Origin of the sequence: Streptomyces odontomachi (genome assembly GCF_024435355.1) — a bacterium.
Taxonomy (GTDB): domain Bacteria; phylum Actinomycetota; class Actinomycetes; order Streptomycetales; family Streptomycetaceae; genus Streptomyces; species Streptomyces odontomachi.
Map to the genome: position 1 here is coordinate 787,504 of NZ_JAMJWG010000001.1, position 21,264 is coordinate 808,767.

Annotated in this window: 15 protein-coding genes and 1 pseudogene; 7 read left to right on the forward strand and 9 right to left on the reverse strand. The window is 70.3% G+C overall.

Translation table 11 applies throughout. The features are described 5' to 3' along the window. Nucleotides 1-70: 70 nt before the first annotated feature. Nucleotides 71-2,677: a DEAD/DEAH box helicase gene (locus tag NQO67_RS03285; protein WP_255946104.1), complete on the reverse strand. Its 2,607-nt coding sequence runs from the start codon at nucleotides 2,675-2,677 to the stop codon at nucleotides 71-73. A gap of 52 nt (nucleotides 2,678-2,729) precedes the next feature. On the opposite strand from NQO67_RS03285, the gene NQO67_RS03290 reads away from it, so the two are divergent. Continuing rightward, nucleotides 2,730-3,524, forward strand: coding sequence for a metal-dependent hydrolase (locus NQO67_RS03290; RefSeq protein WP_255946106.1), 795 nt, complete (start codon nucleotides 2,730-2,732; stop codon nucleotides 3,522-3,524). Nucleotides 3,525-3,607: 83 nt separating this feature from the next. Here NQO67_RS03290 and NQO67_RS03295 read toward each other — a convergent pair whose 3' ends face one another. Together NQO67_RS03295 and NQO67_RS03300 are read right to left on the reverse strand one after the other, a co-directional pair. Further along, entirely contained in the window at nucleotides 3,608-5,395 is a 1,788-nt protein-coding gene (locus tag NQO67_RS03295) for an ABC transporter ATP-binding protein (RefSeq protein WP_255946108.1), read from the reverse strand. Further along, a complete protein-coding gene (locus NQO67_RS03300) occupies nucleotides 5,392-7,437 on the reverse strand; it encodes an ABC transporter transmembrane domain-containing protein (RefSeq protein WP_255946110.1) in 2,046 nt (681 codons plus the stop codon). The genes NQO67_RS03295 and NQO67_RS03300 overlap by 4 nt, the downstream gene beginning before the upstream one ends. Before the next feature lie 353 nt (nucleotides 7,438-7,790). Here NQO67_RS03300 and NQO67_RS03305 point away from each other — a divergent pair, with 353 nt between their 5' ends. Next, complete coding sequence (locus tag NQO67_RS03305; protein ID WP_255946112.1) at nucleotides 7,791-8,543, forward strand: L,D-transpeptidase family protein; 753 nt, start codon at nucleotides 7,791-7,793, stop codon at nucleotides 8,541-8,543. 394 nt (nucleotides 8,544-8,937) lie between these two features. On the opposite strand, the pseudogene NQO67_RS03310 reads toward NQO67_RS03305, so the two are convergent. After that, nucleotides 8,938-9,378: pseudogene (locus NQO67_RS03310) on the reverse strand (MarR family winged helix-turn-helix transcriptional regulator); the annotation flags it as partial. Between the two features lie 209 nt (nucleotides 9,379-9,587). Between NQO67_RS03310 and NQO67_RS03315 the strand changes: the two are divergent. Continuing rightward, nucleotides 9,588-11,387 carry an ABC transporter ATP-binding protein gene (locus NQO67_RS03315; protein WP_255946117.1) on the forward strand — a complete coding sequence of 600 codons (1,800 nt, stop codon included), beginning with the start codon at nucleotides 9,588-9,590 and terminating at the stop codon, nucleotides 11,385-11,387. 43 nt (nucleotides 11,388-11,430) lie between these two features. Then, nucleotides 11,431-12,297 (forward strand): endolytic transglycosylase MltG, encoded by an 867-nt coding sequence (gene mltG / locus NQO67_RS03320; RefSeq protein WP_255946119.1) that lies wholly within the window; start codon nucleotides 11,431-11,433, stop codon nucleotides 12,295-12,297. A 101-nt stretch (nucleotides 12,298-12,398) separates the two neighbouring features. On the opposite strand, the gene NQO67_RS03325 is transcribed toward mltG, so the two are convergent. Continuing rightward, nucleotides 12,399-13,469 carry an NAD(P)-binding domain-containing protein gene (locus tag NQO67_RS03325; protein ID WP_255946758.1) on the reverse strand — a complete coding sequence of 357 codons (1,071 nt, stop codon included), beginning with the start codon at nucleotides 13,467-13,469 and terminating at the stop codon, nucleotides 12,399-12,401. Between the two features lie 418 nt (nucleotides 13,470-13,887). Here NQO67_RS03325 and NQO67_RS03330 point away from each other — a divergent pair, with 418 nt between their 5' ends. Further along, nucleotides 13,888-14,310 (forward strand): secondary thiamine-phosphate synthase enzyme YjbQ, encoded by a 423-nt coding sequence (locus tag NQO67_RS03330; protein ID WP_255946121.1) that lies wholly within the window; start codon nucleotides 13,888-13,890, stop codon nucleotides 14,308-14,310. Nucleotides 14,311-14,327: 17 nt separating this feature from the next. Here the strand turns inward: NQO67_RS03330 and NQO67_RS03335 are convergent, their stop codons facing one another. The 3 genes from NQO67_RS03335 to NQO67_RS03345 form a co-directional block, all read right to left on the reverse strand. Then, nucleotides 14,328-14,543, reverse strand: a complete 216-nt coding sequence (locus NQO67_RS03335) for an inositol monophosphatase family protein (protein ID WP_255946123.1) — start codon at nucleotides 14,541-14,543, stop codon at nucleotides 14,328-14,330. 292 nt (nucleotides 14,544-14,835) lie between these two features. Further along, complete coding sequence (locus NQO67_RS03340; protein ID WP_255946125.1) at nucleotides 14,836-15,423, reverse strand: HAD family hydrolase; 588 nt, start codon at nucleotides 15,421-15,423, stop codon at nucleotides 14,836-14,838. 4 nt (nucleotides 15,424-15,427) lie between these two features. After that, on the reverse strand, nucleotides 15,428-16,186 hold the full coding sequence (locus NQO67_RS03345) for a DeoR/GlpR family DNA-binding transcription regulator (protein WP_255946127.1): 759 nt from the start codon (nucleotides 16,184-16,186) through the stop codon (nucleotides 15,428-15,430). Between the two features lie 73 nt (nucleotides 16,187-16,259). Here NQO67_RS03345 and NQO67_RS03350 point away from each other — a divergent pair, with 73 nt between their 5' ends. Continuing rightward, nucleotides 16,260-17,474, forward strand: a complete 1,215-nt coding sequence (locus tag NQO67_RS03350; RefSeq protein ID WP_255946129.1) for an MFS transporter — start codon at nucleotides 16,260-16,262, stop codon at nucleotides 17,472-17,474. A gap of 418 nt (nucleotides 17,475-17,892) precedes the next feature. Then, nucleotides 17,893-19,437: an FMN-binding glutamate synthase family protein gene (locus NQO67_RS03355; protein ID WP_255946131.1), complete on the forward strand. Its 1,545-nt coding sequence runs from the start codon at nucleotides 17,893-17,895 to the stop codon at nucleotides 19,435-19,437. A gap of 263 nt (nucleotides 19,438-19,700) precedes the next feature. Here NQO67_RS03355 and NQO67_RS03360 read toward each other — a convergent pair whose 3' ends face one another. Continuing rightward, complete coding sequence (locus NQO67_RS03360) at nucleotides 19,701-21,263, reverse strand: DUF4139 domain-containing protein (protein ID WP_255946133.1); 1,563 nt, start codon at nucleotides 21,261-21,263, stop codon at nucleotides 19,701-19,703. Between the last annotated feature and the right edge of the window lies 1 nt (nucleotide 21,264).

A 21,264-nucleotide genomic window follows, 5' to 3' on the forward strand; every position in this document is an offset into this window, starting at 1 on the left:
TGATGCTCTCCTGTCTGCGGGGCGGAGCACGGCCTCCGGGACCGGTCCGCCGGGGGTGCGGGCCTGCACCTCACAGTTGACCGACGTCCGTCACGCGGACGACCGCCCGGCCCTCTGCATCGGACGCGGCGAGATCGACCTCGGCACTGATGCCCCAGTCATGATCGCCGTTGGGGTCGTCGAACGTCTGGCGGACGCGCCACACCCCGTGCCCAGGATCCTCCTCGATCATCAGCAGCCTCGGCCCACGGGCGTCCGGCCCGGTACCGAGGGTGTCGTACTCGTCCCGGTAGGCGTCCATCGCCTCGCCCCACGCGTCGGCGCCCCAACCGGACTCCTCGTCCAGCTCGCCCAGCTCCCCGACCTGGTCGAGGGCCGCCAGCTCGACGCGCCGGAACAGTGCATTGCGGACCAGCACCCGGAAGGCACGCGCATTCGAGGTGACCGGCTTGACCTGGTCGGCCTTCTCCTGTGCCTCCTCGGCCGTCATCTCCGCCGGATTGGCGAGCTGCTCCCACTCGTCGAGCAGACTGGAGTCGACCTGCCGGACCATCTCACCCAGCCAGGCGATCAGATCCTGAAGATCATCGGATTTCAGATCATCGGGCACCGTGTGGTCCAGCGCCTTGTACGCGCTCGCGAGGTAGCGCAGCACGATCCCCTCGGTCCTCGCCAGCTCGTAGAAGGAGACGAATTCCGAGAAGGACATGGCCCGCTCGTACATGTCACGGATGACGGACTTCGGCGACAGCGGATGGTCGCCCACCCACGGATGGCTCCGGCGGTAGGTGCGGTAGGCGTGGATCAGCAGTTCTTCGAGCGGCTGGGGGTAGGTGACGTCCTGGAGCCGCTCCATGCGTTCCTCGTACTCCACCCCGTCAGCCTTCATCGCGGCCACCGCCTCACCGCGCGCCTTGTTCTGCTGGGCAGCCAGGATCTGCCGGGGGTCGTCGAGCGTGGACTCGACGACGGACACCATGTCCAGAGCGTAGGAGGGCGACTCCGGATCGAGCAGCTCGAAGGCGGCCAGGGCGAACGTCGACAGCGGCTGGCTCAGGGCGAAGTCCCTCTGGAGATCCACCGTCAGCCGGACGATCCGGCCCTCCGCATCCGCGGTTTCCAGCTTCTCGACGATGCCGCCGTCCAGCAGCGAACGGTAGATCGCGATGGCCCGCCGAATGTGCCGCAGCTGCTGCTTGCGCGGCTCGTGGTTGTCCTCCAGCAGCCGGCGCATGGCCTTGAAGGCGTTGCCGGGGCGGGCAATCACCGACAGCAGCATGGTGTGGGTGACCCGGAAGCGGGACGTGAGGGGTTCCGGCTCGGAGGAGATGAGCTTTTCGAAGGTGCTCTGCGACCAGTTGACGAACCCTTCGGGCGCCTTCTTGCGGACCACCTTGCGGCGCTTCTTCGGATCATCACCGGCCTTCGCCAGCGCCTTCTCGTTCTCCACGACATGCTCGGGGGCCTGCGCCACCACGTATCCGGCCGTGTCGAATCCAGCCCGGCCCGCGCGCCCGGCGATCTGGTGGAACTCCCGTGCCCGCAGCACCCGCACCCTGTTGCCGTCGTACTTCGTCAGCGCGGTGAACAGCACCGTCCTGATGGGCACGTTCACCCCCACGCCCAGCGTGTCCGTCCCACAGATCACCTTCAGCAGACCGGCCTGCGCCAGCTTCTCCACCAGGCGCCGGTACTTCGGCAGCATCCCCGCATGGTGGACGCCGATCCCATGCCGGACGTACCGCGAGAGGTTGCGTCCGAACCGGGTGGTGAAGCGGAAGTTGCCGATGAGCTCGGCGATGCGGTCCTTCTCCTCACGCGAGCACATGTTGATGCTCATCAGCGCCTGGGCGCGCTCGACGGCCTGGGCCTGTGTGAAGTGCACGATGTAGACCGGTGCCTGCTGGGTCTGGAGCAGTTCGGTGAGCGTCTCCGTCAGCGGCGTCAGCCGGTAGTCGTAGGACAGCGGCACCGGACGCGTCGCCGAGCGGACCACCGACGTCTCGCGGCCGGTGCGGCGCGTGAGGTCCTGCTCGAACATGGACACGTCGCCGAGCGTCGCGGACATCAGGATGAACTGCGCCTGGGGCAGCTCCAACAGCGGAATCTGCCAGGCCCAGCCCCGGTCCGGCTCCGCGTAGAAGTGGAACTCGTCCATCACCACCTGGCCGACGTCGGCCTGAGCCCCGTCGCGCAGCGCGATGGAGGCAAGCACCTCGGCGGTGCAGCAGATCACCGGGGCGTCGGCGTTCACGGAGGCGTCACCGGTCAGCATGCCCACGTTCTCGGTGCCGAAGAGCTTGCAGAGCTCGAAGAACTTCTCCGACACCAGCGCCTTGATCGGTGCCGTGTAGAACGTGACCTCGTCACGGGCGAGCGCGGCGAAGTGCGCCCCCGCCGCGATCATGCTCTTGCCGGAGCCGGTGGGCGTCGACACGATCACGTTCGCCCCGGAGACCGCCTCGATCAGCGCCTCCTCCTGATGCGGGTAGAGCGTGAGACCGCGCTCGGTGGCCCACGACTCGAAGGCTTCGTACAAGGCGTCGGGGTCGGCGGTCTTCGGCAGCTGATCGATGAGGGTCACACCCCCATCTTGCCCGCCGACCCTCCCGATCCAAGAATCGGTCGGCCATGCGAAGATCGCGAACGCTACGCTGATGCGCCGACGGAACGTCATCGATCGCGGACAACTGCACAGGCGGACAAGGGAAACAGGGCGGGATGCAACCATGATGGGACCGGCACACTCACTGTCTGGAGCAGCGGCCTGGCTGGGGGTGGGCGCGGCCGCGGCAGCCGCCGGGCACACCATGCCATGGCCGGTCCTGCTCGTGGGGGCCCTGATCTGCGCCGGAGCTGCGCTCGCCCCGGACCTGGACCACAAGTCGGCCACCATTTCGCGAGCCTTCGGGCCCATCTCGCGGGGCGTGTGCGAGATCGTCGACAAGCTCTCCTACGGCGTCTACAAGGCCACCCGGATGAAGGGCGACCCGCGTCGCAACGGCGGACATCGCACGCTCACCCACACCTGGGTCTGGGCGGTGCTGGTCGGCGCCGGATCCTCGGCCCTGGCCATCCTCGGCGGCCGCTGGGCGGTACTGGCCATTCTGTTCATACACATGGTGCTCGCCATCGAGGGTTTGCTGTGGCGGGCGGCCCGCGGGTCCAGCAGCGACGTGCTGGTGTGGCTGCTCGCGGCGACCAGCGCCTGGATCCTCGCCGGGATCCTGGACAAGCCGGGGAACGGCTCCGACTGGCTGTTCACCGCCCCCGGCCAGGAGTACCTGTGGCTCGGCCTGCCCATAGTGCTCGGTGCCCTGATGCACGACATCGGGGACGCCCTGACGGTCTCCGGCTGCCCGATACTGTGGCCGATCCCGGTGGGCCGCAGGCGCTGGTACCCGGTGGGGCCGCCCAAGGCGATGCGGTTCCGGGCCGGCAGCTGGGTGGAGCTCAAGGTGCTCATGCCGACGTTCATGGTGCTCGGCGGGGTGGGCTGCATGGCCGCGCTCAACTTCATCTGATCCATCCGAGTGCGCCGGCACCCGTGAACGTGGTGACACGGGCCGGGCGGCGGCCGCCGGTCGCGGAGCCGCCCGGGTGGCGGTCAGCCGTGCCAGGACCGCCACAGCGCCGCGTACGCCCCGTCAGCTGCCACCAGCGCGTCATGGCTGCCCAGCTCGCTGATACGGCCGTTCTCGACGACCGCGATCAGATCGGCATCGTGCGCGGTGTGCAGCCGGTGTGCGATCGCCACCACCGTACGCCCGTCCAGGACGCGGGCCAGGGAACGCTCCAGGTGCCGTGCCGCACGCGGGTCCAACAGGGACGTCGCCTCGTCCAGGACGAGGGTGTGCGGGTCGGCGAGCACCAGCCGGGCCAGCGCGATCTGCTGGGCCTGGGCGGGGGTGAGCGCGTGCCCGCCCGAGCCGACCTCGGTGTCGAGCCCGTTCTCCAGGCCGCCAGCCCAGTCCTGCGCGTCCACCGCGTTCAGCGCCGCCCACAGCCGGGTGTCGTCGGCGTCCGGGCGGGCCAGCCGCAGGTTGTCGCGCAGCGAGCCGACGAACACATGGTGCTCCTGGTTGACCAGGGCAACATGCGCGCGGACCTGCTCGGCGGGCATCCGGGACAGCTCGGCGTCGCCCAGGGTGATCCGCCCGTCTCGGGGCGCGTAGATCCCGGCAAGCAGCCGGCCCAACGTGGACTTCCCCGCCCCCGACGGTCCCACCAGAGCCAGCCTCGTCCCCGGCCGGATCTCCAGCGACACCTTGTGCAGCACATCGAGCCCCGGCCGGTATCCGAAGTGCACCGCATCGGCGCGCACCGCCCGGCCCTCGGGCGCAAGGGAGCCGTCTCCCTCGTCGGGGCTGATCTCCTGGACGCCCACCAGCCGGGCCAGCGAGACCTGAGCGACCTGGAGCTCGTCGTACCAGCGCAGGATCAGGCCCACGGGATCGACCAGCATTTGGGCGATGAGGGCGCCGGTCGTCAGCTGACCCACCCCGATCCAACCGTGCAGGACGAACACCCCACCGACCATCAGGACCGAGCAGAGCACGGTCACATGCGTGATGTTGACGACGGGGAAGAGCACCGAGCGCAGCCACAGGGTGTATCGCTCCCAGGCCGTCCACTGGCTGATCCGTTTCTTGGACAGCTCCACACGGCGGGCACCCAGCCGGTGCGCCTCCACGGTCCGCCCCGCGTCGACGGTCTCGGCGAGTGCGGCGGCCACGGCGGCGTACCCGGCGGCCTCCGATCGGTAGGCGGACGGCGCGCGCCGGTAGTACCACCGGCAGCCGACCGTCAGGAGCGGCACCGCGATCAGCACCGCGGGAGCGAGCTGCGGCGCGGTGACCGCGAGCCCGCCGAGCAGCAGACCGACCCAGACGACACCGATCGCCAGCTGGGGCACGGCTTCCCGCATCGCGTTGGCGAGACGGTCGATGTCCGTGGTGATCCGGGACAGCAGATCTCCGGTACCGGCCCGCTCCAGTACCCCCGGCGGCAGGGCTACGGACCGGACGAGGAAGTCCTCACGCAGGTCCGCCAGCATCCGCTCGCCGAGCACGGCCCCGCGCAGCCGCACCTGCCGTACGAAGTACGCCTGCACAGCGAGTGCCACCGAGAACAGGGCGATGATCCGGCCGAGGTGCATGTCGTGCATTCCGGCGTCGTTCGACACGTTCTGGACGAGCGAGCCCAGCAGGTAGGGGCCCGTCATCGAGGCGATGACCGCGAGTGCGTTCGCCCCGATGAGTACCACGAACGCCTGCCGGTGCCTGCGGAACAGCACACCGACATAGGCCCGTACCGTGGCCGTGGAACCGACGGGCAGGGTGTGCGCCGTCTTCGGTGCCGCCGGATCGTAGGCCGGGGGCGCCAGGCCGATCATGCCGTCTCCTCAATGTCCGTCAGGTCTGCCAGGTCCGTCAGCTCTTCCGCCGTGCTCACGTGCGGCCGGCCGCTCGGGCCCGTCGGCGTGCGTCCGGGGCCGGACTGCGTCGAGCGGGCGCTGTCCGGTGCCGAGGGTGCTGCGGAGGGAACCGCGCTGGTCCGGCCGGTGGGCGCGAGGCCGCGGGATGTCTCGCCGTCCACGGAGGGGTGGTGGCTGGTTTCCGGGAGCACGGCAGGCGCGGCTGAGACCGCCGCTGCACGGCCGCCGTCGCCCGCAGGGGCGGCTTCGGCATCGGGTTCCCGGGTCACCACGGCTCGATACCGGGGCTCGCCGGTCAGCAGCTCGCGATGCGTGCCGGTCGCCAGTACTTTCCCGTCATGGATCAGCACGACCCCGTCGGCGCGGTCCAGGAGCAGTGGCGAGGAGGTGAAGACCACCGTCGTCCGACCGGTCCGCACCGTGCGCAGGCCGCTGGCGATCCGCGCCTCCGTGTGGGAGTCCACCGCCGAGGTCGGCTCGTCGAGGACCAGCACCTGCGGGTCCGTGGCCAGCGACCGGGCCAGCGCGAGACGCTGCCGTTGCCCGCCCGACAGGGAACGGCCGCGCTCGGTGATGTGGGCGTCCATCGGGTCCGTGGTGCCCGGTGCGCCCTGCAACACCGCATCGAGGACGTCAGAACACTGGGCGGCGGTGAGGGCGTCGTCGGCTGAGACCGAGCCGGTGGTGGGGACGTCGAACAGCTCTCGCAGGGTGCCGGAGAGCAGGACCGGATCCTTGTCCTGGACGAGCACGGCGGTGCGGGCGGTGTCCAGCGGCAGTTCGTCGAGGGGCACGTCGCCGAGCAGCACGGACGGCGGCTCGGGCGCGTCGTCGGCCGCGTCGGACACCGCGTGTCCACCGAGTCGTTCGGCGAGTCGCCCGGCGACGTCCGGGTCACCGCACACCACGGCGGTCAACCGGCCCGCGGGCGCGAGCAGCCCGGTGAGCGGGTCGGCGAGATCCCCGGACGGGAGCTCCGCGGCGCGTGATCCGACGGCGTCCGTGACCCGCTCAAGCGACAGCACCCGGGCCGTCCGTTTCGCCGACGGTCGGGAGAAGGAGTACGCCATGGCGATCTCCTCGAAGTGCCGCAAGGGGAAATTGAGCAGGGAGACGGCGCTGTACACGGTGACCAGCTCCCCGACGGAGATACGGCCTTCGTGGGCGAGGTGCACGCCGCGCCAGACAACCAGGATCAGCAGCGCCCCGGGCAGCAGCACCTGGACCATCGAGATCAGCGACCACATGCGGGCGCTGCGCACGGCAGCCTTGCGAACCTCCTGGGAAGCGTGGCGGTAGCGGGTGAGGAAGAGCTCCTCACCGCCGATGCCGCGCAGCACCCGCAGGCCCGCAACGGTGTCGGAGGCCAGCTCGGTCGCCCGGCCGGCCTTGGTCCGCTGGACATCGGCACGGCGGGTCGCGTGGGGGAGCAGCGGCAGCACGGCGAGCGCGAGCACGGGCACTCCGGCCGCCACGATGAGGCCGAGGTCCGGCTGGTAGACGGCAAGGGCGACGCAGATGGCGACGACGGTCACCAGCGCGGCCGTGAAGCGCGACAGGGCCTCCACGAACCAGCCGATCTTCTCGACGTCACCCGTGGAGACGGCGACGACCTCACCGGCCGCGACCTGGCGAGTAAGGGTCGATCCCAGGTGCGCGGTCTGTCGGGAGAGCAGCTGCTGGACTCGGGCTGCGGCGGTGATCCAGTTGGTGATGGCGGTGCGGTGCAGCATCGTGTCGCCCAGGGCGATCAGGAGTCCGCACAGGGCGGTCAACCCTCCCGCCAGGGCGAGCCGGCCGCCATCGCGGTCCACCACGGCCTGCACGGTGAAACCGACCGCGTACGGCAGTGCCGAGACGGACAGGAAGGCCAACAGCCCCCAGCTCAGGGACTTCAGCTGCCCGCCCAGCTGCTTCCGGCCGAGCCACAGCAGAAAGCGAGGGCCTGACCGGGCATCGGGCACACCAGGGTCGGCGAACGGAAGATCTCGAATGTGCATGGTGTCTCAGACTCAGAGTCGGAACGGACGGCGGAGGGGCGGATGGGTGAGGCGGTCGGAGCGGGCGCAGGAGGGGGACCGGGGCAGGCGAAGGGAGAACGGTGCGGGACAGATGAGTGAGACGGCGGCGTGCGCCTGGCCGGTGGTGAGGCGTGCGACGTCATCGTCCACGGCGATGGCCACCTGCGCTGGCGGGGGTGATGGGCGGAATGCGGGAAACCGTGACAGGCTCCCGGCTCAACCGGCCATGAAGCAATCGATTTATTGTCCGGCAGCGGCGGCCACAGCCTGATTCGTCGAGGTCGGCTTCCGCTGCCGGACTGACTCTCGCGTGCTGGGGGAACATAGGGCACATGCGCACATCTGGTGCGGCATCAGCCGCGATCGCCTCGTTGGTCTGCGGAGTCCTTGCGCTGGCCGCGGTTTCCTGTTCGGGCCGGAGCGATGGAAGACCTCAGCGGGCCGACGTGAGTGCTGGACCGGGTCGTGACGCGGATGCCCGGGGCGGTGCGCGGGCCGGCGGTCTTCGGCAGATCCCCTATGTGGGTGAGCGCCTGCGCGGGCGAATCCCTTCGGACACCGGCCAGGTCCTCGCGGTCTACGGCGCAGGCGAGGACTCCGACCGGGCCACCGTGCAGTTGTTCGTCCGTCATGACGGCGTCTGGCGCTCGGTGCGTTCCTGGGCGGCCCACAACGGCAGCAAGGGCTGGACGACCGACCATCATCTGGGGGACCGTCGCAGCCCCGTCGGAGTGTTCACGCTCAGCGACGCGGGGGGAGTGCTGCCCGATCCCGGCGCCAGGCTGCCGTACACCGCATCTGCCTCGTTCCAGGCTCCGCACTACTGGGCGAGGTCCTACTGGCACGACTTCGACTACGTCATCGCGATCGACTACAACCGCGTCAGGGGCACCCCGCCCACGGATCCGACCCGCCCCCAGGGGGAGGCATCAGGCGGTGGCATCTGGCTGCACATGGACCATGGCAGTGGCACCTCGGGTTGCGTGAGCCTGGCCAAGTCGGGAATGCGGTATCTGCTGCGCACTCTCGACCCGAGACAGCACCCGGTCGTCGTCATGGGGGACAGGGCTGATCTGGCCTCCTGATCCGGAAGGCGTGGCGCCGCGGCGCGGTGGCTTCCCGGCCTCCTCCAGGCATCGGGACGACAACGGAACGAAGCCCACCGACGGCTGGCTCAGCAGCGACTGTCGGCCAGCAGCCAGCAGCCAGCAGCCAGCAGCCAGAGGCCAGAGGCCAAGCAGCCAAGCAGCCAAGCAGCACTGTGGCCGCTTGGGGAGCGTCCGCGGATGCCGCTGGGTCTGCTCCTGGCGTCGCTCGCTGACGCGCCGCTGAGACAGCCGCCTTCTACTCGCCGGACGAGAGGGGGGCGGGGGGTGCGCCGCCACCGCCGGAGGCGTCGGCTCCGCCGCCCCCGCGTCCGCCCCTGTCGTCGCCCTTGTTCCTCCTCCTGCCGCGACTCTCGCTCCCGTCGCTGTCATCGGGAAGTCCTGGGGAGTCGATCAACGCGGTCAGCAACTCGCCGAGCGTGTCCCGTTGACCGGGGTCCAGCGGGGCCAGGATCTCCTCTGCGGCTGCGCGACGGGCCCGGCGCAGTTCCTTCAGGGCGTGCCGTCCCTCGTCGGTGAGCTCGATCCGTATCACCCGGCGGTTGTCGGGATCGGGGACGCGTCGCACCGTGCCGTTCGCCTCCAGCCCGTCGACCAGCGTCGTCACGGCCCGGGGCACCACCTCAAGGCGTCGGGCCAGCTCGGCCATGCTCGGGGGCGAGTCGTACTGCGCCAGTACGCGCAGCAGCCGGGACCGCGCCGGTGTCGCGCCGAGCCCGCACCGCTCGAGATGGCGCTTCTGAATGCGATGCACACGGCGCGTCAGCCGCAGCAACTGCTCGGCGAGCAGGCCGTCGGCGTCGGAGGTACTCATGCCGGAACCATAGCAGGACCTCATTCATTGTGAATATAGGTAACAATGAGCTATGCTCGCTCTTGCTTGCGGCGTCGCACCCTCCGTCTGCGCGGTCGTTGCACGCGTCACTCCGTCCGTGCGCCACCTCTGGAACGCGCCACCCTTACCCCCTGGCCCCGCCGCCCGATCTTCCCTGGTGGGGCCAGTCCTCTCACCGTTAGGAGCCCATGCGCCACGATCAACCCGTCTGGAAGCCGCCCTCCACCGATGAGCAGCAGCCTCGCCAGACTCGCCGCATCCTTCGTCTCTTCCGTCCCTACAGTGGCCGTCTCGCCGTGGTCGGCCTGCTGGTCTGCGCCTCGTCCCTGGTGTCGGTGGTCACGCCGTTCCTGCTCCGCGAGATCCTGGACACGGCCATTCCGCAGCGTCGTACGGGGCTGCTGAGCCTGCTCGCGCTGGGGATGATCCTCAGCGCGGTCGTCACCAGCGTGTTCGGCGTATTGCAGACCCTCATTTCGACCACCGTCGGCCAGCGCGTCATGCACGATCTACGTACCGCCGTCTACGGCCGTCTGCAACGCATGTCGCTGGCGTTCTTCACCCGCACTCGCACCGGCGAGGTCCAGTCGCGGATCGCCAACGACATCGGAGGCATGCAGGCCACCGTCACCCAGACCGCCACCTCGCTCGTCTCCAATGTCACCAGCGTCATCGCCACGGTGGTGGCCATGCTCGCGCTGGACTGGCGGCTCACCGTCGTCTCGCTGCTGCTGTTGCCCGTGTTCGCGTGGATCAGCCGCCGGGTCGGTCGCGAGCGCAAGAACATCGCCACCCAGCGACAGAAGCAGATGGCCGCGATGGCCGCGACGGTCACCGAGTCCCTGTCGGTGAGCGGCATCCTGCTGGGCCGGACGATGGGCCGTGCCGACTCGCTGACCAAGTCTTTCACCGGGGAGTCCGAGGCCCTGGTCGACTTGGAGGTGCGCTCGAACATGGCGGGGAGATGGCGCATGTCCGTCATCACCATCGTCCTCGCGGCCATGCCTGCCGTCGTCTACTGGGCGGCGGGGATCGCCCTTCAAATGGGTGGTCCCACCGTCTCCATCGGCACGCTGGTCGCCTTCGTCTCGCTCCAGCAGGGTCTGTTCCGGCCCACCGTGAGCCTGCTGGCCACCGGGGTGCAGATTCAGACCTCGCTCGCCCTCTTCCAGCGCATCTTCGAATACCTGGACCTGCCCATCGACATCGAGGAGCCGGTGCGCCCGGTGCGCCTCGGCGAGGCCAAGGGCGAGATCCGCTTCGAGAACGTCTCGTTCCGCTACGACGACAAGGGGGCCCCGACTCTCGACAGCCTCGACATCACGGTGCCTGCGGGCGCCTCCCTGGCCGTGGTCGGGCCGACCGGAGCGGGCAAGTCGACGCTCGGGTATCTGGTGCCGCGGCTGTACGACGTCACCTCGGGGCGCGTCACCATCGACGGCGTCGACGTGCGGGACCTGCCTTTCGCGGACCTTGCACGCGCGGTGGGCGTGGTCTCGCAAGAGACCTACCTCTTCCACGCCTCCGTCGCCGACAACCTCCGCTTCGCCAAACCCGACGCCACCGATGAGGAACTGGTCGCCGCCGCCCGTGCCGCCCAGATCCACGACCACATCGCCGCCCTGCCCGACGGTTACGAGACGATCGTCGGCGAGCGCGGCCACCGCTTCTCGGGAGGAGAGAAGCAGCGCCTGGCGATCGCACGCACCATCCTGCGCGATCCTCCGGTCCTCATCCTCGACGAGGCCACCAGCGCGTTGGACAACCGCACGGAGCACGCGGTGCAGCAGGCCATCGACACGCTGTCCGCCGACCGAACCACGCTCACCATCGCGCACCGGCTCTCCACCGTCCGCGATGCCGACCAGATCCTCGTCCTCGACCGCGGGCGGGTGGCCGAGCGCGGCACGCACGACGAACTCATCCAACAGGACGGGCGCTACGCCGCCCTCGTCCGCCGTGACGCACGACTGGAGCAGACAGAGTGAAAATATGCCCGGATTCTGGGTATATGCGCGTTAACGTGCCGCCATGAAGAGCACACCTCCGCGACGACCCGGATGGCAGCCACCGAGCCGAAACAGCGTTCGCCTGACCCGCCGGGGCCGGCTCGTCGTGACCGCCGCCTGCGCCATGGCCGTGGCGGGCGTCATCGCACTGACCGTGACGCTGGCGCTCCCCGACGACAGGCAGCCTGCATCGGCCAAGACCCTGACGATTCCCGAGGGCTGGCGCGCCAGCCAGGTGTACGCGGCCGTGGACAAGGCGCTGGCCCTGCCCGAGGGCACCACCCTGAAGGCGGTGCCGAAGGCGGATCTGAAGTTGCCTGCGGAGGCAAAGGGCAACCCGGAGGGCTATCTCTACCCGGCCACGTATCCGGTGACCAAGCGCACCACGCCCCAGTCGCTGTTGGCCGCCATGGTGGCAACCGCCGCCAAAAAGTTCAGTGGTCCCGTGGTCACCGGCGCCCGGAGCAACGCCATGAGCGTCTACCAGGTCGTCACCATCGCCAGCGTGGTGCAGGCCGAGGCCGCCACCCCCGCGGACATGGGCAAGGTCGCCCGGATCATCTACAACCGGCTCGCCCGCGGCATGCCGCTACAGATGGACTCCACGATCAACTACGCGCTGAACCGCTCGAGCGTGCACACCACCGAGCAGGACACCAGGCTCAACAGTCCCTACAACTCGTACAACCGCATGGGCCTGCCGCCCACACCGATCGGCAATCCAGGGCACCCGGCGATCGAGGCGGCGATCAACCCGACGGCTGGGGACTGGCTGTACTTCGTCACCGTCAAGCCTGGGGACACCCGCTTCAGTTCGAGCTACGAGGAGCAGATGGCGAACGTGACGGAGTTCAACCAGCGCCGCCAGGCGGCCCGTGCCATCGGATGACGGCGGGCATCGCCATGGCACAGAGCGAGCCGGAGCGGCTTGCGCCTTCGGCCCGGAATCCGATCCCCCTTGCGTCTTCCGCAAGCGCTGACCGGTGTTCCTCAGGCCACGGCCGGCGTCTGGGCGAGCAACCGGCGGATGTCGCGCACCGCGGCCCGTCCCGCGCGGCCGGCGCCGATGGTGCTGGCGGACGGCCCGTAGCCGACGAAGTGGATCCGAGGATCGGTCACCACGCGTGTCCCATCGAGGCGGATACCGCCGCCCGGCCCGCGTAGCCGCAGCGGTGCCAGGTGGTCGAGCGAAGCCCGGAACCCGGTCGCCCAGAGGATCACGTCGGCGTCGAGGCGGCGTCCGTCGCGCCACACGACGCCGTCCGGTGTGATCCGGTCGAACATGGGGTGCCGGTCGAGCACACCCGCAGCACGTGCCCGGCGCACCGCGTCAGTGAGGGGCAGCCCGGTCACCGAGACCACGCTGAGCGGGGGCAGGCCCCGGCGGACTCGCTCCTCCACCAGGGCGACCGCCGCCCGGCCCCGGTTCTCGTCGAAGGGACCGGCACGGAAGTTCGGCGGCCGGCGGGTGATCCAGGTCGTGGCGGCCGCGTACGGGGCGATCTCCATCAGGTGCTGGACTGCCGAGGTGCCGCCGCCGACCACGATCACCCGCAGCCCGGCGAACTCCTCGGGTCCGCGGTACTGCGCAGTGTGCAGCTGTCGCCCGCGGAAGGCCTCCTGACCGGGCGGGTGCGGCCAGAACGGACGGTCCCAGGTTCCGGTCCCGTTGATCAATGCCCTGGTGGCCCAGACACCCGCCGATGTCTCGACCCGCAGCCGCCCGCCGTCGCCCTCATGTACGGCGCGCACATGCACCGGACGGCGCACGGGTAGCTCGAAGTCGCGCTCGTACGCCGCGAAGTACTCGGCGATCACCTCGGACGACGGCCGCGTGGGATCCGCCCCGATGAGCTCCATCCCGGGCAGCGCGTGCATACCGTGCACGGCGCCGAAGGTGAGCGTTGGCCAGCGGTACTGCCAGGCACCCCCTGGCCCCCGGGCATGGTCCAGCACGACGAAGTCGGAGCCCGGCGCGAACCCGGTGCGCCGTAGGTGGTAGGCGCTGGCCAGTCCCGCCTGGCCCGCACCGATCACCACCACGTCGACCTCGGGGTGCACGCGAGCGGAGCCGGCCGCGCCCTGGCCGGCCAGGGCGCCGGCATCAGCAGCGACGGGGATGTACGCGGTGGCGGCGACCTCGGCGCCCGTGATGACGGCCGGGGAAGCAGCGGGGCGCCCGACCTCCCGGCCGGTGACGGCGCCGGAACCGGCGACGGCACCCTGCACGCTCAAATCGTTCACGTTTCTACCAACCCCACGAGGCCGGAGGATCTTCCCTGACCCAGACGAACCGTCCAGCTCGACGACCCAGACGAACCGACGAGCTCGATCGCCTCGCCCGGCCCTCGCGGATCGCCTCGCCCGGCCCTCGCCACCGCCTCGCCGGCCCGCCGCTTGGTCCCGTCCACCGCCGACCCGCCCGCGGACATGGCCGGGGCATCGCCACAAGCGCGGCGTCGCAAGAGAGGATGGGGCCATGTCCGATGCCTTCAGCACCCGCATGCTCAACATCACCACCGGCTCCGAGGAGACCGTCGTCGACCTCACCCAGGAGTGCGAGCGCTACCTCAGGGAGGTGGCGGGTCGGCGGGACGGTCTGCTCAACGTGTTCGTCCCGCACGCCACCGCCGGAATCGCCCTGATCGAGACGGGCGCGGGCAGCGACCACGACCTGCTTGCCGCCCTGCAGGACCTGCTCCCCGCAGACGACCGCTGGCGGCACCGGCACGGCAGCCCCGGACACGGCAGGGACCACGTCATGCCGGCCATCGTCCCGCCGCACGCCACGCTGCCCGTGATCGACGGCAGCCTGGCCCTGGGCACCTGGCAGTCGGTGTGCCTCGTCGACACGAACGTCTCCAATCACGACCGTCAGGTCCGACTGTCGTTTCTCGCCTGACTCGGTGACTTCCCCGGTCACGGCGCCGTGGCAGTGGACCGCAACACGTCCAGAACCCTGTGGTGGACATAGCCGTTGCTGTACAGGGCCGCCCCCGACGAGATGCTGCGGTCACCGTCCAGGTCGCTGACCGTCCCTCCCGCCTCCTCGACGATGGGGACGGCGGCGGCGATGTCCCAGGGATCGGCGGTCATGTGGAAGAAGACGTCTACTACTCCGGCGGCGACCAGCATGGCTCCGTGGCAGGCGCCGGCCCATTTCGACAGTGGGCAAGTCCCTTTGCGGTCCAGGTTGAGAAGTCGCGGCGGGGGACGGAGGCACGGGGCCGGTCATGCGTGCTCGCCTCGGGGACCGCATCGATCTGCACGCTCATGATTGAGCCTGTTGAGCGGGGCGCGGTGGCCGTCTTCATGGTTCTGCTTCGGCGTCCGAGCGGGCGTTCCCCGCGGCCGGACGGACACTGCTGGACACGGCGCGACGGCGCACCGGCGCGACGGCGCACGGGCAGGGCTCTCTGGCATCGCCTCACCGGGCGAGGCGGCTTCTCAACCCGGCCGGTGTGGTGAAGAGGTGTCCGTGCATGCCGATCGTCTCGGCGGCCTGCACGTTGTCCCGGCGGTCGTCGACGAAGAGGATGCTTCCTGCGTCTTGCCCCAGAGCGTCGCGGCACCAAAGGAAGGCGTCGGGGTCGGGCTTGATGTGGCCGATGCGGCAGGAGAAGGCACGTACCTCGAAGTACCCGAGCCAGGAGTGGTGCGCTTCGTAGTGGGCGGCCAGCTCCTCGGGAACGTTGGAGAGCAGCGCGATGCGCCGCCCGGCGTCGGCGAGCTCGGCGACCAGGGCGACCATGGAGTCGTCGACAGCGCTCCAGCTCGCGATGTCGGCTTGGACGAGCGCGGCGGTGCGGCTCTGGTCCAGCCGGGAGCCGATCACGTGCTGCCAGTAGGCCTGCCCGGTCAACTTTCCGCTGTCGTACCGTGGGCGGTACTCCCAGTAGGCGTCCCAGAACTCGGGAGCGGGCATGTCCGCCGCCCGCACCAGACGGTCCTTTCCCTGCTCGGACTGAAGGCGGGCAAGGACGCCAAAGAGGTCGAAGAGCACGGTCGTGGTCATGCGGTCACACCTTCCGTACGCTCACGCCCGCCCCGGCCAGCGCGCTGGTCGCCTCCTCCGGCGCGAGCTCGTCGGTGACGAGGGCGTGCAGAGCGGAGGCGGGGGCGACGAAGGCGAGCGCGGTGCGGGAGAGCTTGACGGACTCCGCGATGGCGATGACGCGGCGGGACGAGGCGATCGCGGCGCGCTTGACGGCGGCGTCGTCCAGGTCGTAGGCGGTGAGGCCGTGGTCTGCGTCCAGTCCGCAGCAGCCGATGATCGCGGTGTCGAAGCGGAGGGCGGCCAGGGAGGCCTGGGTCAGCGGGCCGGTCAGCGCCAGCTCACCCGGGCGGGGGCAGCCGCCGGGCACGAGAAGCGTCAACTGAGGCGCTGCGGAGAGGGCGTTCACCGCGTGCAGGGAGAGCGGCATGACGGTGAGGCGTCGGTGCTCCAGGGCGCGGGCTACCTCCAGGCAGGTGGTGCCGCTGTCGAGGACGACCGACTCGCCGTCGGCGAGCAGCGCGGCGGCCTCGGCGGCGATGCGCCGCTTGCCCTCGAGCCCCTCCTGAGCCCGGAGCGCGAACGGCGGTTCCTCGCCGCGGAGCAGCAGGCTCTTGGCTCCGCCCCGGTAGCGCTCGAGCACCCCCTGGGCGGCCAAGGTGTCCAGGTCACGGCGGACGGTCATCTCCGAGGCGCCGGTGAGGGCGGCCAGGTCCGCGACCTGCAGGCGGCCCGCCGCGCGTACGGCCTCGGTGATCTGCCTCAGTCTCTCAGTGCCGGTCATACCCTGAATTGAACATCGAGTATGTTTGAAGTGCATCTTATTGCACGAAAATTTTGTTCGATATGTTCGATCCATGGACAGACAGCTGCGAGCCGCCCGGCTGGCCACCTTCGCCTACTTCACCTTGAACGGCTTTCTCCTGGGCATGTGGATCGTCCACATCCCCGACATCGAGCACCGCACCGGAATCGGCCACGCCGTACTCGGCTGGCTCCTGCTCCTCCTCGGCGCGGGCGCCTTCGCGGGCATGCAGGCCGTCGGACCGCTGACCGACCGCTTCGGCGCCCGCGCCGCCGTACCGCTCAGCGCCGCTCTGTGCAGTGCCGCGGTCGCGCTGCCCGGCCTGGCCGCGAACGCCTGGACGCTCGGTGCGGCCCTGCTGACGCTCGGAGTCGGCAACGGCTGCCTGGATGTCAGCATGAACGCCCACGCCATCCATGTGGAACGCGGCTACCGGCGCCCCGTCATGTCCGCCTTCCACGCCGCCTTCTCCATCGGCGGCGGCCTGGCCGCACTGATCGGCGCCCGCACCCTCAGCTGGGGCTGGAGCCCGACGGTGACCCTCGCCACCGCGGCCGTCCTGGGCCTCGCCGTCGCGGCGATGGCAAGGCCCGCACTGCTCCGGCCCGACCACCTCCGCACACCCGGCGCCCCCGCCACCTCACCCAGCGCCGGCCCGAGGGCCCGCCGCACTCCCCGGCGCATATGGGCACTGGCGGCCCTCGCCTTGATGGTCATGCTGTGTGAAGGGGTGGCCAACGACTGGAGCACCCTCCACCTGCGCAACGTCCTGGGCGCACCAGCCGCCGTCGCTGCCCTCGCCTACGGCTCCTTCGCCACCGCCATGACCGTCGGCCGCCTGCTGGCCGACCGGATTGCCGCGCGGCTCGGCCCGGTGGCCGTCCTGCGCTACGGTGCGTTCGGGGCCGCGGTGGGCCTGGCCGTGACCGCGCTCAGCCCCTGGGTTCCCTTGGCGCTGGCCGGCTGGGCCGTGTTCGGGCTCGGTCTGTCCGGCTGCGTTCCCCAGCTCCTGAGTGCCGCCGGCCACACAGGCGAGAACGCCGCCGCCACCAACGTCTCCCGCGTCGCGGGTCTCGGTTACCTCGGGATGCTCGCCGGCCCGGCCGTCATCGGACCTCTGACGCAGCTGCTTCCCCTGAACCTCACGTTCTTCCTTCCCGTGGCGTGCTGCGCCGTCGCCGCCTCTGCCGCCGGAATCCTGCGGCCGCCGTCGCACCATGCCACCACTCCCTGGGAGGCCGGAACCGTAGACACGATCCAGGGATGACTCGGAAGGGCGCCGGCCCGCTCCCGGTGTGCTGATGGTCCATGAGGGCACAGAGGGCACAGAGGGCACAGAGGGCGCAGAGGGCGCAGAGGGTGGTCGAACGTGGGGTGTGGTCCATGGTGCCGTCGATCAGCGCGAGACCAGTCTCTTCGGCTCTTTTCCGAAGGTGGCCGGCGGACCTTCGGCGCGTGAGTGGAGTCCCCCGACACCCCCCGACAAACAGACTGCCGTGGCACTGGCACGACCGCCCCACCCGACATCCCTGATCACACACCCGCTCCGCGCCGCCTCTACTATCGTTGCGCGTTCTCCGACGGACGCCGACGCCAGCCTGGTCGTGTCCGCCGCCAACGCCCGACATGACACGACGACGTCCACCGCAGGGCGATGGAGTCGAGCATCGAGGAGAGGAACGTTCATGCGCGCCCGGAGCATAGCCGCGACCGCCGCAGCAGCATTGGGGCTGGTGGCCGCACATGACCTTGTCCAGAAGAAGCATGCACTGCTCCGGAATTTTCCAGTGGTCGGACATGCCCGGTATCTGCTGGAGGCGATCGGTCCGGAACTGCGGCAGTACATCGTGACCTCCAACGATGAGGAGCGCCCGTTCAGCCGTGACCAGCGCAGCTGGATCTATGCGTCGGCGAAGGGGGAGAACAACTACTTCGGGTTCGGGACCGACAACGACGTTGAGCACATGCAGGGGCACGCGTACCTGAAACAGCGCACGTTCGCCGGCACGCTGCCCGACCTGCACGATCCGCAGGCGCCACTGCCCTCGGCCAAGGTGCTGGGCGGGCCACGTGGGCGCGCCAAGGCGTTCCGGCCGGCGAGCGTGGTGAACATCTCGGCGATGAGTTTCGGATCGCTCTCCGGCGCGGCGATCACCGCCCTCAACAAGGGGGCGGCGCTGGCGGGCACGATGCACAACACGGGGGAGGGCGGCCTCTCGCCGTACCACCGCAACGGCGGCGACCTCGTCCTTCAGATCGGCACGGCGTACTTCGGCTGCCGCAACGAGGACGGCAGTTTCAACATCGACAAGCTCAAGGACGTGGTCGCCAGCGCCCCGGTCAAGGCGATAGAGATCAAGCTCTCCCAGGGAGCCAAGCCGGGCCTCGGCGGGATGCTGCCGGGTGCGAAGGTGACACCCGAGATCGCCGAGATCCGCGGCATCCCCCGCGGCAAGGACTGTGCCTCCCCTGCGCGGCACACCGCCTTCCACGACGTCGACTCGATGCTCGACTTCGTCGAACTGCTGGCCACCGAGACCGGTCTGCCGGTCGGGGTCAAGAGCGCGGTGGGAGAGATGGACTTCTGGCAGGAGCTGGCCACGCTGATGGCACGTGGTGACCGTGGTGTCGACTTCGTGACCGTCGACGGCGGTGAGGGCGGCACCGGGGCGGCGCCGCTGACCTTCAGCGACTCGGTTTCGCTGCCCTTCAGGATGGGCTTCTCCCGGGTCTACAGCACCTTCGCCGAACTGGGGCTGACCGACGACGTGACCTTCGTCGCCTCGGGCAAGCTCGGCCTGCCCGAGAACGCCGCGGTCGCCTTCGCCCTGGGCGCCGACATGATCAATGTGGCTCGTGAGGCGATGCTGTCGATCGGCTGCATCCAGGCGCAGAAGTGCCACACCGACAAGTGCCCCACCGGCATCGCCACCCAGAGCCCGCGGCTGGCCCGCGGCCTCGACCCGACGTCGAAGGCCACCCGCGCCGCTGACTACCTGCGCACCCTGCGCAAGGAGCTGATGAAGATGTCGGCGGCCGTCGGCGTCGCCCACCCGGCACTCATCACGGCCACCGACATCGAGATCATGAACGGTGACTACGACGCCCGCACCCTGGCCAGCGTCTACGGCTACAAGGACGGCTGGGGCAAGCTCGGCCCGCAGCTCGCCGATGAGATCACCGCACTGCTCGCCGCCGAACCGAGCTCCGTGCGGAAGCCGACCGTCTGACGGGGACAGGCACCGCGTCCGCTGCCCTCCGGCCGGTACCCGAGCGGGCACCGGCCGGTGCCGTCTTCGTCTGCCCCGTCCCACGACGGGTTCACGCCCAGGTGGTCACCACCTGCCCCGCCTCCGGCCCGGCCGCACGACACTGACGCCTTCGGCAGGCTGGGATCCCGGTCTTGCCGAGCTTCGGCTGCGGTGTCGATCCGGCTGAACGTGCCTGGCTCGCGCGCCAGGGCATCGAAGGCCTCTGTAGCGGCCCACCCGACTCAGAGCCCGGTGACCTTGGCGCTCGCCGACAGTTCGTAGACCAGGGTGACCGTGCGGCGCCCACCGGGCGGCAGGGTGACGTCCCAGCGGACGATGCCCTCGGCGTCGACCGCGTCGGGCGCCGGCGAGCACGCGTCCTTGTCCAGGCGTATCTCCACCGCCGAGACCTCGGAGACCGGGACCCGCTCCCGAAGGAGGACCACCCGCTCGTCATGCGCCTCGGGGGCGGAGAACCGGGACAGGTGCAGTTGGACCGTGCGGGTGACCACGGTCCGCTGGGTGACACGGGCCACCTCACGGGACTCCTCGGCATGCCGGATCACCCGGTAGTCGTCGCAGCTGCCGAAGGCCAGCTCGACGGCGGCGCCGGGGGCGGTGAAGTCCAGCGTGCCGCGGCCGCTGAATCCGCTCCCGCGTACCAGGTCCACGGGCCCGGCGAGCAGCGCGTGGCCGGACAGGTTGTCGAACCGCACCACCTGGGTGACCAGGGGCGACAACTCCGGTGAGCAGGCGTACTCACTGGGCGCAGCCGTGCTGAACGCGGAGAGCGGCACTCGGTGGGCGCGGCCGTCACCGGGCACCGAGACCGGCGCCGGGGAGCTCAGCACCCGCGCCTCGCCGCCGTCGTCCACCCCCGGCAGGCCGAGCACTCGGGCCGGGCCGAGGGCACCGATCTCCTCCTCGCGCAGTTCGACGTCGACCGTGCGGCGCTCCGCTGCGGAGCGGTCCTTGAGCGTCAACCGGTCCTCGCCGAGCCGCGGCGGGTCGGTCGCCAGCGCCGAGCGGGCCGTCGACAAGGTCAGCCGTACGTCCGACCAGTCCTCACCCGTGCGCTGCCAGACCATGGCGTCGGTCTCCAGCGTCACGGAGTCCCCCTCGAGCACGGCCCGATAGGCGGGCCGCCACAGCGCACACGGGGTGAGGTGGCTCAGGCGCAGCCCGACCGGCCCGGCGGCCGCGACATCCACGGTCAACTCGACATGGCCGACCAGTTCGGCGGGCTCCTCTTGGGACAGGTGCATGGCCCGCTGGGCTTCGCCGAGTTCGACGGAGAGGGCAGCGAGCCGGGCCTGTGCGGCGCGGAGTTGCTCGCCGTACCCGTCGCGCTCGTCGTCCACGCGGTCCAGTTCCCGGGTCCAGCGGGGACGTTCGGCCTCGCCCGCGCCGGCGCCTTCGCCGATCTCCCGCAGCAGATCGGCGGCGAGGCGGCCGAGCAGGTCGAGGCGGGCTTGCAGGCGGTCGCATCGCTGCCCCAGGGCGGACTGCTCCTCTTCGAGGGCCTGTACGCGCCGGCGCAGTGCGGAGTCGTCGTCGGTGGACGGCAGCGGAGCGCGCGGTGTCCAGCTGCGCACGATCCGCACGTCGAGCACGGTCGCGGGGTGGTCGGCGGTCAGCTCGGCGTGGAGGGTCCGGTCGACGGCCAGCGCGCTGACCGGTCCGAGGCGCAGACGGTGGACCCCGGCCTCCAGGTCGAGCACGACGGCGCGCTCGACGTGGGCGCGATCCTCAAGGCAGGTGACGGCGGTGACGGGCAGGGCGATCGGCTTCGGGTCCGTGGACATG